Here is an 18,038-nt window from a genome sequence, read left to right as displayed (position 1 = left end):
GCTCTTGCACAAAAAAGGGCGGCGTCCGGAAGGAGTTCCGCCCTGTACAGATAAGAATGCCGGCCACCTATAACGGGTGACCGGCACTTTTTGACATGTCGACCTTAGGCGGACGCTTGGCCTTCCGCCAGGAAGAACCAGGTTTCCAGCACGGAGTCAGGGTTCAACGACACGCTTTCGATGCCCTGTTCCATCAGCCATTTGGCCAGGTCAGGGTGATCGGAAGGGCCCTGGCCGCAGATGCCGATGTACTTGCCGGCCTTGTTGCATGCCTGGATGGCATTGGCCAGCAGCTTCTTGACCGCCGGGTTACGCTCGTCGAACAGGTGAGCGATGATCCCGGAGTCGCGGTCCAGGCCCAGGGTCAGCTGGGTCAGGTCGTTGGAGCCGATGGAGAAGCCGTCGAAGAATTCCAGGAACTCCTCGGCCAGGATGGCGTTGGACGGCAGTTCGCACATCATGATCACGCGCAGGCCGTTTTCACCACGGGACAAGCCGTTTTCAGCCAGCAGGTCGACCACTTGGCTCGCTTCACCCAGGGTACGCACGAACGGCACCATGATCTCGACGTTGGTCAAACCCATCTCGTTGCGCACACGCTTCAGCGCGCGGCATTCGAGCTCGAAGCAGTCACGGAAGGCTTCGCTGATGTAACGCGAGGCCCCACGGAAGCCCAGCATCGGGTTTTCTTCTTCCGGCTCGTAGAGCTTGCCGCCGATCAGGTTCGCGTATTCGTTGGACTTGAAGTCCGACAGACGCACGATGACCTTTTTCGGGTAGAACGCCGCTGCCAGGGTGCTGATGCCTTCCACCAGCTTCTCGACATAGAAGCCCACCGGGTCGTTGTAGCCAGCGATACGCTTGTCGACGCTGTCCTTGATGTCATGCGGCAGACCGTCGTAATTCAGCAGCGCCTTGGGGTGCACACCGATCATGCGGTTGATGATGAACTCCAGGCGGGCCAGGCCCACGCCAGCATTCGGCAACTGCGCGAAGTCGAATGCGCGATCCGGGTTACCGACGTTCATCATGATCTTGAACGGCAGGTCCGGCATGGCGTCGATGGAGTTTTGCTTGATGTCGAAGCCCAACTCGCCTTCGAAGATGAAACCGGTATCGCCTTCGGCGCAGGATACGGTCACGCCCTGGCCATCCTTGAGCAGTTGGGTGGCGTTGCCGCAACCGACTACTGCAGGAATCCCCAGTTCACGGGCGATGATCGCCGCGTGGCAGGTACGCCCGCCACGGTTGGTGACGATGGCGCTGGCGCGCTTCATCACCGGTTCCCAATCCGGGTCGGTCATGTCGGAGACCAGGACGTCGCCTGGCTGGACCTTGTCCATCTCGGACGCGTCCTTGATGATCCGTACCTTGCCCGCGCCGATGCGCTGGCCTATGGCACGGCCTTCCACCAGCACGGTGCCGGTTTCCTTGAGCAGGTAGCGCTCCATGACATTGGCGGAAGTGCGGCTTTTCACGGTCTCGGGACGCGCCTGCACGATGTACAGCTTGCCGTCGTCACCGTCCTTGGCCCACTCGATGTCCATCGGGCACTTGTAGTGCTTCTCGATGATCATCGCCTGTTTGGCCAGCTCGCTGACTTCGGCGTCGCTCAGGCAGAAACGCGCGCGCTCGGCCTTGTCGACTTCAACGGTCTTGACCGAACGACCGGCCTTGGCCTCGTCGCCGTAGATCATCTTGATGGCCTTGCTGCCCAGGTTGCGGCGCAGGATGGCCGGGCGACCCGCTTCGAGGGTGCCCTTGTGTACGTAGAATTCGTCCGGGTTGACCGCGCCTTGCACGACGGTTTCGCCGAGACCGTAGGCGCCGGTGATGAACACCACGTCACGGAAGCCCGATTCGGTGTCCAGGGTGAACATCACGCCGGCGGTACCGGTTTCCGAACGCACCATGCGCTGCACACCTGCAGACAAGGCCACCAGCTTGTGGTCGAAACCCTGGTGTACGCGGTAGGAAATGGCGCGGTCATTGAACAGCGAGGCGAACACTTCCTTGGCCGCGCGGATCACGTTTTCCACGCCGCGGATGTTGAGGAAGGTTTCCTGCTGGCCCGCGAAGGAGGCGTCGGGCAAGTCTTCGGCGGTGGCCGAGGAGCGCACGGCGACAGCCATGTCCGGGTTACCGGCCGACAGCGTGGCGAACGCGGTACGGATTTCTTCGTTGAGTTTCTCGGGGAACTCGGCTTCCATGATCCACTGACGGATCTGGGCGCCGGTCTTGGCCAGGGCGTTGACGTCGTCGACGTCCAGAGCGTCCAGCGCGGCGTGGATCTGAGCGTTGAGGCCGCTCAGCTCGAGAAAATCACGGTAAGCCTGGGCGGTGGTGGCAAAACCACCTGGCACCGAGACACCAGCGCCTGCAAGATTACTGATCATCTCGCCGAGGGATGCGTTCTTGCCCCCTACGTGCTCCACATCATGGACGCCGAGCTTATCGAGGGAAACTACGTACTCTACCAAGGTGATCTCTCCACTTTCTGTATTGGAAAAGCTCAGGACGCCGGCTGCTCAGTAGGAGCATTCGCCAGCGCTTGTGGCCTGGACCTGGAAAATAAGTGAGAATGCGGCCCACTGAGGGACGGCAAAATCGCGCCTATCATATCCAAGATTCGCCATCAGCTTAAGGCCCAGGGCTCAAATGAAACGATCTGCTTTCTTTATTTCGGATGGAACCGGCATCACAGCCGAAACACTGGGCCAAAGCCTGCTCGCGCAGTTCGAAAACGTTACTTTCGCCAAATTCACGCGGCCATATATCGACAACGCGGATAAAGCGCGGGCTATGGTACAACAAATCAATCTGGCCGCTGAAAAAGACGGCTTCCGACCGATCATTTTCGACACCATCGTCAATCAGGACATCCGTGAGATCCTCGCTACTTCGAATGGTTTCATGATCGACATCTTCTCGAGCTTCCTGGCGCCGCTGGAACAGGAGCTGAGTGAACACTCGTCTTATTCGGTCGGAAAGTCCCATTCCATCGGGCACAACTCCAACTATATGGAGCGTATCGAAGCGGTGAACTTCGCCCTCGACAACGACGATGGCGCCCGCACCCACTACTACGACAAGGCCGACATCATCCTGGTGGGCGTGTCGCGCTGCGGCAAGACGCCGACCTGTCTATACATGGCCATGCAATTCGGCATCCGCGCGGCCAACTACCCGCTGACCGAAGACGACATGGAACACCTGACGCTGCCGACCGCCCTGCGCGCTCATGCGCACAAGCTGTTCGGCCTGACCATCGACCCGGACCGCCTCACCGCCATCCGCAACGAGCGCAAGCCCAACAGCCGCTACTCCAGCTACGCCCAATGCGAGTTCGAAGTACGCGAAGTGGAAAATCTGTTCCGTCGCGAGAACATTCCGCATATCAATTCCACGCATTTTTCGGTGGAAGAGATTTCGGCGAAGATTCTGGTGGAGAAAGGCGTGGAACGGCGGTTCAAATAGCCTTCTGGTGAGCGGGCTGGGTATGGCAAGCCCACTCACCGCCTACAGGTGAAACCGTCCGCCGCCCTGCCCCAATGCCGTCGCCAGCGCATCAAAGCCCGCCCGCAATAACTGATCATCCCCCGACGTGTTGCAGATACTCGCCCGGATAAACTGCGGCACCGCTGTCTGCCCCACGGCAAAGGCCTCGGCGGTGGCGATCAGGTAATTGTTCTGCTTGAGTTCCGCCTCGATTTCCGAGGCGCGCCATGGCTCCGGCACTTCGATCCAGAAATGTGGGCTGTTCAAGTGGGTGCGATACTCCAGGCCGGCCAACAAGTCCTGTACCAGCGCCTTGCGTCGGCTGATCTCGTTGATCTGCTGGTGCAACAGGTATTCCGCCGTGCCGTTTTCGATCCATTGGGTGGCCAGTTCCAGGGTCACCGGCGTGGCCATCCAGCACGTGGAACGAAGGGCCGCGGAGATGCGGCTGACCAGTGCCGGCGGCGCATGCACGTAGCCCACGCGCAGCCCGGCGGACACAGCCTTGCTCAAGCTGCTGATCAGAATCGTGCGTTCGGGGGCGAAATGACTCAGTGGCGGCGGCCGGTCTTCGACCAATACACCGTGGGCTTCGTCCTCGAGAATCAGCAGATTATGTTCCCGGCACACCCTCACCAGCGCTTCACGACGCGCCACCGATAACACCGCGGTGGTCGGGTTCTGGATCGTCGGCGTGCAGTACAGCGCCGAAATCCGGTGGTTACGACAGACTTCGTCCAGCGCGCCCGGCAGGACGCCTTCGTCATCCATCTCCAGGCCGATCAAGCGGATGCCGAGCATCCGCGCAGCCGTGATCAGGCCGGGGTATGTCATTTGCTCGGTGACCACCGTATCGCCGGCCCGCAGCAATGCCATCATCGCGCAGAGCAGGCCATGCTGGCCGCCATTGACGCAGATGACCTGCTCGGGAATCGGATGAAAATCGCGCTGCACCAGCCACTGCGCGCCCGCATCGCGGTAACGCGGCAGGCCGGCGTCCGGGGTGTAGGCACTGATGTCCTGGAGAAACTTGGCGTTGGTGGACAGGGTCTGGAAACTCTGGGCCAGGAAGGTGGTTTCCTGCCCAGGGATATGCATGTTGCGGCTCATGTCGAAGTACTGGCGTGGTTCTTCGCTGAAGTTGCGAAAGCCTTCGTCACGCTGGCGCTCCATCCCACGCTTACGCACGAAAGTGCCGTCGCCGACCCGCGCCACCACCAACCCTAGGCGCTCCAACTCACCGTAGGCCCGGCTGATGGTGCCGATGGTTACCCCCAGATTGTCGGAAAGCACCCGATGGGGCGGCAGTTTTCGTCCGGGCTCAATCAAGCCTTCGAGAATACCCCGCTCCATGACATCGGACAGGCGTTTGTACTTGACGCCCTGCCCGTTGGACAACCCCTCACGCATAATTGACACCATGTCAATATTTGTTTTGACAGTCATCTTTGGCCCTAATAGTGTGCATTTACGGGTTCAATCGCCGAATTTTACGACTCATTACCCGCTCAATATAGAGTTCAATTCCGGCTCAGGGAAGCAATAAACGATGCCAATGTCCGCCGTGCTCGAAAACAGCGCCAAAACAAAAAACCAAAAACAGTGGTTGGCCGGCCTGGTCACCAGCGTGATGTTTTTGATCGTGTGCCTGAGCTGGGGCACCACCTGGCTGGGGATCAAGATCGCGGTGGAGAGCGTGCCGCCGCTGACATCCGCCGGCCTGCGCTTCCTGATCGCCTTCCCGCTGTTCCTGTGTTTCGCCATGGTGCGCCGCGAACCGATCCTGTTTCCCCGCGAGAGCCGCTGGTTCTTTGTGTTCGTGACCCTGTCCTACTTCAGCGTTCCCTACTACCTGCTCAACTATGGCGAGATGCATGTGTCGTCCGGCCTGACCGCGCTGCTGTTCAGTTGCATGCCGGTGTTTATCCTGATCTTTTCCGCGCTGTTCCTGCGCGAACGCATCTACTTCTCCCAGGTAGTCGGCATCGGCATCGGTTTCGGCAGCCTCTACATGATCATCAAGAGCCAGGGCCTGCACCTGGACCACGCGGAGTTCTTCGGGGTCCTGGCAATCCTGAGCGCGGCGATCATGCACGCCTTGTGCTACGTGATCACCAAGCAGAAAGGCAGCGCCATCAGCGTGATCACCTACAACACCCTGCCCATCGGCATTGCCGGGCTGATGCTGTTCGTCGCCGGGTTGTGGTTTGAAACGCCGACCTTCGAAGCCATCACCCTGCGCTCATGGGGCGCGCTGTTCTACCTGGGACTGGTGGCGTCGGTGGGCGGCTTCATCGTGTACTTCATGCTGCTCAAGCGCCTGAGCCCGATCATCCTGTCCTTCGTGTTCATCATTTTCCCAGTCTTCGCAGTGATCATCGGTGCCTGGTACGAAGGCGTGGCGATTTCCCGCGACCTGATGCTGTACTCGGCCATCCTGCTGGCCGGCTTCGCGATCACCAAGTTGCCCGTTGAAAAACTCCTGGCCAAAAAAAATTGATCCTCCCGGCCCTCACACAGCAACGCGAGAGAAACATGGACCTCCTGCGCCCAGAAGCCCTGGAACAGATCTATGCCCACGCCAGCCGCCGCTACCCCGAGGAATGCTGTGGTTTCGTCTTCGCCGACGGCAGCGTGCACCTGGGCAGCAATATCCAGAACGAGCTGCACCGCAAGAACCCCGAGATGTACCCGCGCAGTGCGGCCAACGGCTACACGTTTTCGGTGGCCGACACCTTGCTGCTGAGCAAGGCGTTTCGCAGCGACAACCCGGTGGTGGTGATCTATCACTCCCACCCGGACGTCGGCGCTTATTTCAGCGACGAAGACCAGGACAAGGCGCTGTTCATGGGCGAACCGATCTACCCCGTCAGTTATCTGGTGGTAGACGTTCGCCAGGGCCAGGCCCTGGGTTCCAAGCTGTTTGCCTGGGATGGCAAGCATTTCGCCCTTAAACCCTTCAACGACCTGAACACGGAGTTGTCCATGAACGCTGTCTCTTTCCCCGACATTCTGGTTCGCGTGGCCAAGCTGCCGGAATCGACCCTCAAGGGCGCCGGATCGACATTGCGCGAAGTCATTGAAAACCTCTGCAGCCTCCACCCGCAGTTGCGCCCGCATCTGTTTCACGAGAAGAACAATCAGCTCAAGGAACACTTCCTGTTCACCGCCGAGCAAGAGCTGATTGATGCCGATGACCGGTTGCCAGAAGAAACCAGGATCGAAGTGCTGCTCGCCACTTCCGGCGGCATGGACGTCGACACCCCGAGTGATGAAGCAGCCCTGAGTAATGAAGAAGTACAGCGCTATGTGCGCCACATCACCCTGCCCGGCGTCGGCCGCGAAGGCCAATTGAACCTCAAGAAAGCCAAGGTGCTGATCATCGGCACCGGCGGCCTGGGCTCGCCCATCAGCCTCTACCTGGCCGCGGCCGGTATCGGCACCCTGGGCCTGGTGGATTTCGATGTGGTGGAAAGCAGCAACCTGCAACGCCAGATCGTCCACGGCAACAGCACCCTCGGCATGCCCAAAGTGGCGTCCGCCAAGCAGCGCCTGCAGGATCTGAACCGCCACATCCAGATCAACGCCCACGACACCGCCCTCAACGCCGATAACGCCCTGGAACTGGTGGGCGCCTATGACCTGGTGATCGACGGCACCGACAATTTCGACACCCGCTACCTGGTCAACGACGCCTGCGTGCAACTGGGCAAACCCCTGGTGTACGGCGCCATCTACCGTTTCGACGGCCAGATCAGCGTGCTCAACTATAAAGGCGGCCCCTGCTACCGCTGCCTGTTCCCCAAGGCACCGCCCGCCGAACTGGCGCCCAATTGCAGCGCCGGCGGCGTGATCGGCGTGCTGCCCGGCGTGGTCGGGATGATCCAGGCCACCGAGGCCATCAAACTGTTGATCGGCATCGGCGAGCCCCTGTCCGGCCGCTTGATGCGCTTCGATGCGCTGGCGATGAAGTTCAGCGAGATCCGCTTCAAGCGCCGCGCCGACTGCCCGTGCTGCTCCGAGCTGCGCCACAGCGAAACCCAGGCTCCCACCGTATGCGCGGATGCGGTACCGCGCCAGCCGTCCCTGGCCGAAGAGCGCTACATCAAGCCACGGGTGCTCAAGCAGGTACTCGACCACCACAGCAGCGCCGACGTGCTGCTGGACGTGCGCGATGCCAGCGAACTGGAAGTGTGCAAATTGCCAGGCGTGGTGCATATCCCCCTGGCCGAGCTGGACGGACACCTCGACAGCCTCAGTCGGGACAACACCCATTACCTGATCTGCTACGCCGGCACCCGCGCCGAGCAAGCCGCCAGCACCTTGCTGGCGGCGGGCTTCGCCAACACCAAAGTCTTGCAGGGCGGCATGAAACACTGGGTTCGCGACGTCGAACCCGACATGCCTTTGTACTGATCACCGGCCATGGGTTCCTACCTGATGCTGCACAACTCAATCCTCGATGTCATTGGCCACACGCCGATCGTACGCCTGGGGCAGTTTTCCGAAGACCTCGGTATCGAGGTCTACGCCAAGCTCGAATCCCTCAACCCCGGCGGCAGCCACAAGGCGCGCATCGCCCTGGGCATGATCCTCGACGCCGAGCGCCGTGGCGTGCTGATCCGTGACTCCGGGCAAACCATCATCGAACCCAGCGGCGGCAATACCGGCATCGGCCTGGTCATGGCCGGCAACGTGCTGGGCTACAAGGTGGTGCTGGTGATCCCCGATAACTACAGCCCCGAAAAACAGAAGCTGCTGCGCCTGTATGGGGCCAAGGTGGTGCTGTCGGACAGCCGCCTGGGCAACAACTCCCACGGCGAAAAGTGCATGGAGCTGCAGCTGGAAAACCCCAGCTACGTGATGCTCAACCAGCAACGCAACGGCGCCAACCCGCAAACCCATCGCGACACCACCGCACGGGAAATCATCCGCGCCTTCGGTGATCGCCATGTGGACTATTTCGTCAGCGGCATCGGTACCGGCGGCCACATCACCGGCATCGGCGAAACCCTGAAGACCGCCTGGCCGGCCATCCGCGTGATGGGCGTGGAGCCGGAAGAATGCGACCTGCTGAAAAACCAGCACGCGCCGCACCATATCCAGGGTCTGTCGATCGGCCTGATCCCGAGCATCCTCAACCTGGAGGTGATCGACGGCATGCTCAAGGTCTCGCACCAGGAATGCCTCGACATGATCAAACGCATCATGCGCACCGACGCCATCAGCCTGGGTCTGTCTTCCGCCGCCAACATGGTGGCGATCGCCAGACTCGCTCCCGAACTGCCGCCCGAAACGGTGGTATTGACCATGGTCTATGACAGTGCCGACAGCTACCTGCCCAGTTTCGAATAACCGGTTTTCCAACGATCCAGAATGCGGGGGTGCCTCCATGGGCGGCTTTATCGACATGCAACTGTTGCACGATGAGTTACTCACCCACCTCATCAAGACCCTCACACCCACACAGATGAAGCAGCTGGAACCGCACCTGGCGCCACTGATCCAGGGTGCGGCCCAGGCGGTGGCCGAGGACCTGATCGCCTACGCGTATCGCGACCCGGCGTCCCGTGGGCGCGGCGAGCTGATCCTGGAGTCCTACGCCTCGTTCAAGGCCGTGCTCTATTACCGGCTCGCGCACCGGGTGTGGCATTTCCCCGACCAGCCCAACGGCGTGTTTTCGCGCATCGCCCTCAAGCTGAGCAACCAGGGCAAGGTGCTCTCCGGGGCCGAGATTCACCCGGCGGCGCGCATCGGTCGACGCTTCGTGCTCGACCACGGCTACGGCACGGTGATCGGCGAAACCTGCGAGATCGGCGACGACTGCTACATCCTCTGCGGCGTGACCCTGGGCGCCCGGGGCATCGCCAACAACCCCGACGGCAAGCGCCACCCACGCCTGGGCAACAATGTGGAAGTCGGCTCCGGCGCCCGCGTGCTGGGCTACGTGCTGATCGGCGACAACGTGTTCATCAGCCCATCCTGCGTGATCACCCAGGATGTGCCGGCCGGCACCAAGGTCAAGGTGGTGAACCAGATCCAGCTACAGAAAAACGACGAATCGGACCACAGCAACTACCTCGGCGCCTTCGCCCTGAATGAGCGCTTGCACGTGGTCGGCGAGGTCAACATCAACCACAAGGTCACCGTGCTGGACGCCGACTTCCATCCGTTGCCCGGGCTGATGCTGGAACCCACGGTGAAAGAGCGTCACCACCTGCAATTTCGCCTGCACCGTGTCGAGTCGGGCAACCATCTGCCGCGCCTGCCGCTTAACCTCAAAGTGTGCGGCCCGGAATTTGAAATCACCCTGCTCTCCCCCCCTGGCTTGAGCGCAATGGTGCGCCATCTGCTGCAAGCCAGCCCACTGATTGTCGGAGGTTGAACATGTCCGTGCACACCATGGAAACCCTGGCGCTGTACGACAGCGCGCCCTACCAGAACGCCTTCAGCGCACGGGTGATGGCCGTCAGCGAACAGGGAATCGCCCTCGAACACACGCTGTTCTACCCCACCGGCGGCGGGCAACCGGGTGACACCGGCTACTTTACCCTTGCGGATGGCTCACGGGTGGAGGTGACCGGCACGGTGCGCGACCCGTTGCTGCGCTCGATCATCTGGCACCAGGTGGAGCACTGCCCCGAGCAGTTGATTGCCGGGGTCCAGGTGGACGCCAGCCTGGACTGGGAACGGCGCTACCAACACATGAAAATGCACACCTGCCTGCACCTGCTGTGCTCCCTTATCGATGCGCCGGTCACCGGCTGCAGCATCAGTGCCGACAAGGGCCGCCTGGATTTCGATTTGCCGGAAATGACCCTGGACAAGGACAGCCTCACCCGCGACCTCAATGCGCTGATCGAACAGGCCCATCAGGTGAAAACCCTGTCGATGCCGGCGTCGGAGTACGCCACCCTGCTGCAGATCACCCGCACCCAGGCGGTGGCGCCCCCGGTGATCCAGGGCGCGGTGCGAGTGATTGAAATTGGCGGGATCGATATCCAGCCGTGCGGCGGCACCCATGTGCTCAATACCGAGGAGATCGGCCGGGTGTTCTGCGAGAAGATCGAAAAGAAGAGCAAGCACAACCGCCGGGTCATCCTGCGTTTTGAGTAACGGCCGGACCGCGGTTGGGACGCCCATGTGCTGACCGCGGTTCGTACAGGAAACTGACAGCAAATTTATGACCTTGTAACATTCTGAAACGTACAATTCCTCCAGCATCGCCTAGATGCCCAACACTCACGAAAACACCACCGCCCTTGGCCGCGGGTGATTCGTGCGACAGACAAGCCCACGCCCAACACGCCCACTCTGAACCTGAACGCTGCAGGACTGACTGCCTATGAACAAAGTGTTCCGTCACTATATCCCTGCGTCCACGATGCGCTTGCTGCCCAATCGCTGGGACCTGGTCGCCCTGCCCCTGGTGATCGGTTTTTTACTGTTCTTCTCTATCACCGCCCGGGAAACCTGGGCCCCCATCGCCACCTTACAGAGCGAAGTCATTTCCCTCGACCCGGCCAACCTGCCGGAATACGCGATGCGCACGACCCTGCGCATGCTCGCGGCGATGGCTGCGGCGCTGATCTTCACCTTGCTGTACGGCACCCTCGCGGCCAAAAGCCGGCGCGCCGAAAAACTGCTGGTACCGGTGCTCGACATCCTGCAATCGGTGCCGGTGCTGGGCTACATCTCGTTTACCGTGACGTTCTTCCTGCTGTTGTTTCCCGGACGCGTGCTCGGTGCCGAGTTCGCGGCGATCTTTGCGATCTTTACCAGCCAGGCCTGGAACATGACGTTCAGCTTCTACCAGTCGTTGCGCATGCTGCCCCATGACCTGGTCGAAGTGTCCACCAACTTGCGGCTGTCCGGCTGGCAGAAATTCTGGAAACTCGACGTGCCCTTCGCCATGCCCGGCATGGTGTGGAACATGATGATGAGCATGTCCGGCGGCTGGTTTTTCGTGGTTGCTTCCGAAGCCATTACGGTCGGCGACAAGACCATCACCTTGCCGGGGGTGGGTTCGTACCTGGCCCTGGCCATCGCCCAGAAAGACCTGCATGCCGTGGGCTATGTGATTCTGGTGATGATTGCGGTGATCCTGCTCTACGATCAGTTCCTGTTTCGCCCGCTGGTGGCCTGGGCCGACAAGTTCCGCATGGAAACCACCGCCTCCCAAGGCAGCGCCCCGCAATCCTGGGTGCTGAACTTGATCCAGCGCACCCGCGTCGTCCAACGCATCCTGCGCCCGATCACTCGCATGGTCAGCCGCCTGGGCAACCGCCGCTTCAGCTTCTCGCGCGGGCCGCTCAAGGCAATGCCCACGGCCAGTGCGGCAAGGTCCAAAGTGATCGACTGGGTGTGGGGCGCCCTCATCGCCGCGCTGACCGCCTATGCGCTGTACCACATCGTGCGTTATGTCGGCACCGAGGTGACCCTCGGCGAAGTCGGGCATGTCGTGGTGCTGGGCCTGATTACCCTGCTGCGGGTGGTGGGACTGATCCTGATTGCCTCGCTCATCTGGGTGCCGCTTGGCGTGATGATCGGCCTGCGACCGAGCCTGGCGGAAAAAATCCAGCCACTGGCACAGTTCCTCGCGGCGTTCCCGGCCAACCTGCTGTTTCCGGTGTTTGTCATTGTGATCCTGCACTACCAACTGAACCCGGACATCTGGCTGAGCCCGCTGATCGTACTGGGCACCCAGTGGTACATCCTGTTCAACGTGATCGCCGGTGCCAGTGCCTTCCCCAACGACTATAAGGAAGCCGCCGCCAACTTCCGTATTCGCGGCTGGCTGTGGTGGCGCAAGGTGATGTTGCCGGGCATCTTCCCGTACTACGTCACCGGCGCAATCACCGCCTCGGGCGGCGCGTGGAACGCCAGCATCGTGTCCGAGTATGTGTCCTGGGGACAGGACAACGTGGTCGCCCACGGTTTGGGCGCCTACATCGCGCAGACCACCGCGGCCGGCGACTTCCCCAAGATCACCCTGGGCGTGGTCGTGATGTCGATCTTTGTAGTGGCTTTCAACCGCGCGGTCTGGCGACCGATGTACGCCATGGCTGAAAACAAACTCCGCTTGAATTGATGGGATTCGCTGTGATGACTACCTACACCGTAAACACCGCCGACACGCCGGAAATCTTCTCGCTGAAAAACGTGAACCGGGTATTCGGCAAAGGCAAAGATGAACTGCAAGTCCTCAGCGGTGTGGACCTGACCCTGCACGAAGGCGAGATCGTCGGCATGCTGGGCCGCTCCGGCTCCGGCAAATCCACGTTGCTGCGTATTATCGCCGGGCTGATCCAGGCATCGTCCGGCGAGGTGCGTTACCACGGCGCACCGCTGACCGGCCCGGCCGAAGGCGTGGCCATGGTGTTCCAGACCTTTGCCCTGTTTCCCTGGCTGACCGTGCTGGAAAACGTCGAAGCGGGCCTGCAAGCCTTGCAAGTGGAACGCAAGGCCGCCCGCAAGCGCGCCCTGGCGGCCATCGACCTGATCGGCCTGGATGGTTTCGAAAACGCCTACCCCCGCGAATTGTCCGGCGGCATGCGCCAGCGCGTTGGCTTCGCACGCGGCCTGGTGGTCAACCCGACGCTGCTGCTGATGGACGAGCCGTTCTCGGCCCTGGACGTGCTCACCGCCGAAACCCTGCGCACCGACTTGCTGGATTTGTGGAGCGGCAAACAACTGCCGATCAAGTCGATCCTGATCGTGACGCACAACATCGAAGAAGCCGTACTGATGTGCGACCGCATCCTGGTGCTGTCATCGAACCCCGGCCGGGTGGTGGCCGAAATCAAGGTGCCGTTCCCGCACCCGCGCAATCGGCTGGACCCGTCCTTCCGGCAAATGGTCGATGACATTTACGCCTTGATGACCGACCGCCGCAGCGCCGATGCCAGCCGAGGCATACCCGAACTAAAAATGGGCAGCCTGCTGCCGGAAGTGTCCACCAACCTGATGGCCGGCCTGATCGAAACCCTGGCCGCCGAGCCCTACAACGGTCACGCCGGCCTGCCCACTGTGGCCGAGCGGCGCTTGCTGGAAGTGGACGACCTGTTCCCGGTCGCGGAGATGCTCGAGCATCTGGGCTTTGCCGAACTCAAGGGCGCCGACATCACCCTGACCGAAGCCGGCAAGCTGTTCGCCGACTACGGCACCCAGGAGCGCAAGACCTTGTTCGCCGAGCACTTGATCCAGCACGTGCCGTTGGCCGCGCGGATTCACCAGGTACTGCTGGAGCGCAGCGGACACCGGGCGCCACGCGTGCGCTTCGAACAGGAACTGGAAGACTCGATGACCGAAGCGTTTGTAGAGAAAACCCTGGAAAGCGTGGTGGCGTGGGGTCGCTATGCAGAGATTTTCTCCTATGACGACCACACCGAGACGTTCAGCCTGGAGGATGTCGAAGGCAGCATGTAACCCCTGAACGCCGCTCATCAAAAGGTGGGAACGGGCTTGCGCCCTCCCACCTTTTTTTACCGTGTTTCTCAGATCACGATCAGGTCCATAAAGCGATGCACAGACGTCGCCTCAAGCCACGCCGGCCACTTCAGCCTGGCGGACCTCAGGCGGTCCTGGCTTTGACCTGGGCGCTCAATTGTTCGATTTGCTGTTTCAGTTGTGAAATCACCTGGGTGAATTGAGCGACCATTTGTTCGAGCTGAGCACGAAGTTGTTGGTTGTCGCGCATCAGATCGTCAACGGTAGGGCTTGTGGTCGAAGCGGCCTCATCGGATTGGGCCGGGCTGGCGTCACGCGGCTCTTCATCCGCCGCACGGTCTGGGGAAGCATTGCTGCTGGCGTCCGCGCCTGAGGTCCTGGCAGGTGCCTGATCGGCTTCGACGTCCGGCCCGCCCAGCTTTTGACTCAACGCCTGTATTTGCTTCTGAAGCTGGGTCACCACCGTTGTGAACTGGGCTTGCAGGCGCTCCACTGTCTCACGCAACTGATTGTTTTCAGCGACCATCTGCTGGAAGTCACCTGATACCTGTGCATTTTCTGCCGCAGCGGCGGGTTCATCAGGCGACTCGCGGTGCTCAGGGCCACCCCTGACGCCTTGTTCCGATGGCGCGGCTGGTTGTTCTCCTGGGCTCCCGGCCCCATTGGCTTGTCGGGTGAGCTCAGCCACTTGCTGGCGAAGCTGCATGATTATCGGTGTGAAGTGGTCTATTACCTTTTGAATCCCATCACGCAGTTGAGCGTTTTGCTGGGAGAGCTGCGCAAGGCGAGCGCTGTCAACGCCAGTCGCGGATGACGGTGGGTTGACCAAATGGCCATGTGCCGAGAATTGCCCCCGTTGTTCTGCCGTGACCGGCGGGCGCGGTGTCGCTGAGTCCGAATGACGGGCGGAATGGACCTGTGCCTCGGCACTGTCTTCGCGCCGGATCGGCGCTGGCTTTGGGGACATTTCATAGCTGGCGTTGTAGGACGCGGCTTGTCGATGGCTGACGCTGGTCATGGAGGGCCTCTCAGATTCAGGTGTGCTATTCAAAAAGATTGCTTGCCAGACGACCTGCTAAAACAAGTCATCTGGCCACCTGATTGGGCATTTATCTGAAAACGGTTCCGCAGACGTAGGAAGCATGAATAGCAAAGTGTGTCGGCTTCAAAAACCACCACTCAGCGTCACGCGTCGACACGCCACCAGTCACATCACCCACCGGTCCACAAACTGATGGACCGGCGTCGCCTCAAGCCGCGCCTGGTCCTTGCACAAGGCAAAAATCTCGGCACTGCGCTGGGCGGGAAACCGCGTGGCCAGGTTGGCCCTGAACTTGTCTTCCAGCAGCGGAATGCCATCCGCCCGGCGCCGGCGATGGCCAATCGGGTATTCCACCGCGACCTGTCCGGTGCTGGAGCCGTCCTTGAAGAACACCTGCACCGCGTTGGCGATGGAACGCTTGTCCGCCTCCAGATATTCGCGGCTGTAGCGCGGGTCTTCGATGATCACCATCTTGTCGCGCAGCTCATCGATGATCGGGTGCGCGGCGTGGAATTCATCCTCGTAATCCTCGGCCACCAGATTGCCGAAGGCCAGGGGCACGGCAGTCATGTATTGCAGGCAATGGTCGCGGTCGGCGGCGTTGGCCAGTGGGCCGACCTTGGAGATGATCCGAATCGCCGACTCATGGGTGGTGATCTCGATGCGTTCGATCTCGTGCAGGCGATGCTTGACCTGCGGGTGCAGGGTCACCGCCGCTTCGCAGGCCGTTTGCGCGTGGAACTCGGCGGGGAAGCTGATCTTGAACAGCACGTTTTCCATCACATACGTGCCGTAAGGCTGGGACAGGCTGAACCTGCGCTTGTCCTCGGGCTTGAGCGCCAGGTCCTTGTTGGTATGACTGAACAGCACATCGTAGAAGCCCCACTGCGGCGCGCTCAACACACCGGGAATGCCCATCTCGCCGCGCAGGGCGATATCCGCCAGGCGCACGCCACGGCTCGATGCATCCCCCGCCGCCCAGGATTTGCGCGAACCGGCGTTCGGCGCATGCCGATAGGTGCGCAAGGCCTGGCCATCGACAAAGGCGTGGGACAGCGCCGAGAGCAACTGATCCCGATCGGCACCCATCAGCTTGGCAGCAACCGCCGTCGAGGCGACTTTCACCAGCAGCACATGGTCGAGGCCGACACGATTGAAGGAATTTTCCAAGGCAATCACGCCCTGGATTTCGTGGGCCATGATCATCGCCTCCAGCACTGCGCGCATGGTCAGCGGCGCGTCGCCATTGGCCACGCGTTTTTGCGAGAGGTGATCGGCCACGGCGAGGATGCCGCCGAGATTATCCGAAGGGTGGCCCCATTCGGCAGCGAGCCAAGTGTCGTTGTAGTCGAGCCAACGCACGATGCAGCCAATGTCCCAGGCCGCCTTGACCGGGTCCAGCCGAAACGACGTGCCCGGCACCCGCGCTCCGCACGGCACCACCGTGCCCTCCACCAGCGGTCCCAGGTGCTTGGTGCATTCAGGGAAACGCAGGGCCAGCAGGCCGCAACCGAGGGTGTCCATCAGGCAATTGCGGGCGGTGTCGAGTGCGTCCGGCGAATCGATCCGGTAGTTGAGGACATAGTCAGCGATGTCCTGCAGGACCTGGTCGTAGTCGGGGCGGGTGTTCTGGTCGACGTTGGCGCTCATGGCTGTTCTCCAAAGTGGGTGGGGGTCAGTCCTCGGGCTTACGGTTACTGGAGGCAGATCTTGGATGCCTGCCTTGGAATAGAGATCCCTTGTGGGAGGGGGCTTGCTCCCGATGACGGTGGGTCAGTCAATGAATGTGTCGACTGGTACACCGCTATCGGGGGCAAGCCCCCTCCCACAGGGATTGGTGTTGGGTTTTAGAACGCGTCGCCTGGAACGCGTACACAGCCTTCCATCAGCACCCGCGCGCTGCGACTCATGATGGCTTTCTTCACCACCCATTCGCCGTTCACCTGGGTGGCTTCGGCGCCGACGCGCAAGGTGCCGGACGGATGCCCGAAGCGCACCGCATTACGTTCGATGCCGCCCGCCGCGAGGTTGACCAAAGTCCCGGAAATCGCCGCAGCCGTGCCGATCGCCACCGCTGCGGTGCCCATCATGGCGTGGTGCAGCTTGCCCATGGACAGCGCGCGCACCAGCAGATCCACATCACCGGCCTTGATCGCCTTGCCGCTGGAAGCCACGTAATCCGCAGGCTTGGCCACGAACGCGATCTTCGGCGTGTGCTGACGCTGGGCGGCTTCGTCCAGGTGCTTGATCAAGCCCATGCGCAACGCGCCATAGGCCCGCACGGTCTCGAACATCGCCAGGGCCTTGGGGTCGCTGTTGATCGCGCCTTGCAGCTCGGTACCGGTGTAGCCCAGGTCTTCGGCATTGATGAAGATCGTCGGGATACCAGCGTTGATCAGCGTGGCCTTGAAGGTGCCGATGCCCGGCACCTCCAGGTCGTCGATCAGGTTGCCGGTGGGGAACATCGAACCACCGCCGCCCTCTTCTTCGGCGGCCGGGTCGAGGAATTCCAACTGCACTTCGGCGGCCGGGAAGGTCACGCCATCGAGCTCGAAGTCGCCGGTTTCCTGCACCGCACCGTCGGTGATCGGCACGTGGGCGATGATGGTCTTGCCGATGTTGGCCTGCCAGATCCGCACCACGGCCACGCCGTTGCGCGGCACGCGGGCCGGGTCGACCAGGCCCGCGCTGATGGCGAAGGAACCCACCGCCGCCGACAGGTTGCCGCAGTTGCCGCTCCAGTCGACGAACGGCTTGTCGATGGAGACCTGGCCGAACAGGTAGTCCACGTCGTGATCGGCGCGGGTACTTTTGGCGAGGATCACGGTTTTGCTGGTGCTGGACGTTGCGCCGCCCATGCCGTCGATCTGTTTGTCATAGGGATCGGGGCTGCCGATCACCCGCAACAGCAGGGCGTCGCGTGCGGCACCCGGGACCTGCGCCGACACGGGCAGGTCCTGGAGGCTGAAAAACACACCCTTGCTGGTGCCGCCACGCATGTAGGTGGCGGGGATCTTGATTTGCGGTACGTGTGCCATGGTTATCCCCT

Annotated in this window: 13 protein-coding genes; 8 read left to right on the top strand and 5 right to left on the bottom strand. The window is 61.5% G+C overall.

The features are described from left to right. Positions 1 to 104 precede the first annotated feature (104 nt). Entirely contained in the window at positions 105 to 2,480 is a 2,376-nt protein-coding gene (gene ppsA, locus BLR63_RS00420) for a phosphoenolpyruvate synthase (protein ID WP_010563818.1), read from the bottom strand. A 178-nt stretch (positions 2,481 to 2,658) separates the two neighbouring features. On the opposite strand from ppsA, the gene ppsR reads away from it, so the two are divergent. Beyond that, positions 2,659 to 3,477, top strand: coding sequence for a posphoenolpyruvate synthetase regulatory kinase/phosphorylase PpsR (gene ppsR / locus BLR63_RS00415; protein WP_010563817.1), 819 nt, complete (start codon positions 2,659 to 2,661; stop codon positions 3,475 to 3,477). Positions 3,478 to 3,519: 42 nt separating this feature from the next. Here ppsR and BLR63_RS00410 read toward each other — a convergent pair whose 3' ends face one another. After that, the gene (locus tag BLR63_RS00410) at positions 3,520 to 4,944 is read right to left on the bottom strand and encodes an aminotransferase-like domain-containing protein (protein ID WP_042946556.1); all 1,425 of its coding nucleotides are present in this window, start codon (positions 4,942 to 4,944) and stop codon (positions 3,520 to 3,522) included. Between the two features lie 160 nt (positions 4,945 to 5,104). Between BLR63_RS00410 and BLR63_RS00405 the strand changes: the two genes are divergently transcribed. From BLR63_RS00405 to BLR63_RS00375, 7 genes are all read left to right on the top strand, one after another. After that, a complete protein-coding gene (locus BLR63_RS00405; RefSeq protein ID WP_010563815.1) occupies positions 5,105 to 5,998 on the top strand; it encodes a DMT family transporter in 894 nt (297 codons plus the stop codon). Positions 5,999 to 6,033: 35 nt separating this feature from the next. Beyond that, complete coding sequence (gene moeB / locus BLR63_RS00400) at positions 6,034 to 7,914, top strand: molybdopterin-synthase adenylyltransferase MoeB (RefSeq protein WP_010563814.1); 1,881 nt, start codon at positions 6,034 to 6,036, stop codon at positions 7,912 to 7,914. Between the two features lie 24 nt (positions 7,915 to 7,938). Further along, a complete protein-coding gene (locus BLR63_RS00395; RefSeq protein WP_042946578.1) occupies positions 7,939 to 8,853 on the top strand; it encodes a PLP-dependent cysteine synthase family protein in 915 nt (304 codons plus the stop codon). Between the two features lie 37 nt (positions 8,854 to 8,890). Then, a complete protein-coding gene (locus BLR63_RS00390) occupies positions 8,891 to 9,883 on the top strand; it encodes a serine O-acetyltransferase (protein WP_010563812.1) in 993 nt (330 codons plus the stop codon). A 2-nt stretch (positions 9,884 to 9,885) separates the two neighbouring features. Further along, positions 9,886 to 10,614, top strand: coding sequence for an alanyl-tRNA editing protein (locus BLR63_RS00385; RefSeq protein WP_010563811.1), 729 nt, complete (start codon positions 9,886 to 9,888; stop codon positions 10,612 to 10,614). A 229-nt stretch (positions 10,615 to 10,843) separates the two neighbouring features. Continuing rightward, positions 10,844 to 12,589 (top strand): ABC transporter permease, encoded by a 1,746-nt coding sequence (locus tag BLR63_RS00380; RefSeq protein ID WP_010563810.1) that lies wholly within the window; start codon positions 10,844 to 10,846, stop codon positions 12,587 to 12,589. Between the two features lie 14 nt (positions 12,590 to 12,603). Beyond that, positions 12,604 to 13,926 (top strand): ABC transporter ATP-binding protein, encoded by a 1,323-nt coding sequence (locus tag BLR63_RS00375; protein WP_010563809.1) that lies wholly within the window; start codon positions 12,604 to 12,606, stop codon positions 13,924 to 13,926. A gap of 145 nt (positions 13,927 to 14,071) precedes the next feature. Here the strand turns inward: BLR63_RS00375 and BLR63_RS30970 are convergent, their stop codons facing one another. The 3 genes from BLR63_RS30970 to prpF all read right to left on the bottom strand — a co-directional run bounded on the left by BLR63_RS30970 (position 14,072) and on the right by prpF (position 18,027). Next, complete coding sequence (locus tag BLR63_RS30970; protein WP_130926074.1) at positions 14,072 to 14,965, bottom strand: hypothetical protein; 894 nt, start codon at positions 14,963 to 14,965, stop codon at positions 14,072 to 14,074. Between the two features lie 189 nt (positions 14,966 to 15,154). Next, entirely contained in the window at positions 15,155 to 16,639 is a 1,485-nt protein-coding gene (gene prpD, locus BLR63_RS00360; protein ID WP_010563806.1) for a 2-methylcitrate dehydratase, read from the bottom strand. Between the two features lie 197 nt (positions 16,640 to 16,836). Next, complete coding sequence (prpF, locus tag BLR63_RS00355; protein WP_010563805.1) at positions 16,837 to 18,027, bottom strand: 2-methylaconitate cis-trans isomerase PrpF; 1,191 nt, start codon at positions 18,025 to 18,027, stop codon at positions 16,837 to 16,839. Positions 18,028 to 18,038: the final 11 nt, after the last annotated feature.

This window comes from Pseudomonas extremaustralis (genome assembly GCF_900102035.1).
Classification (GTDB): Bacteria; Pseudomonadota; Gammaproteobacteria; order Pseudomonadales; family Pseudomonadaceae; genus Aquipseudomonas; species Aquipseudomonas extremaustralis.
This window is presented reverse-complemented; position numbering and strand designations above follow the sequence as displayed.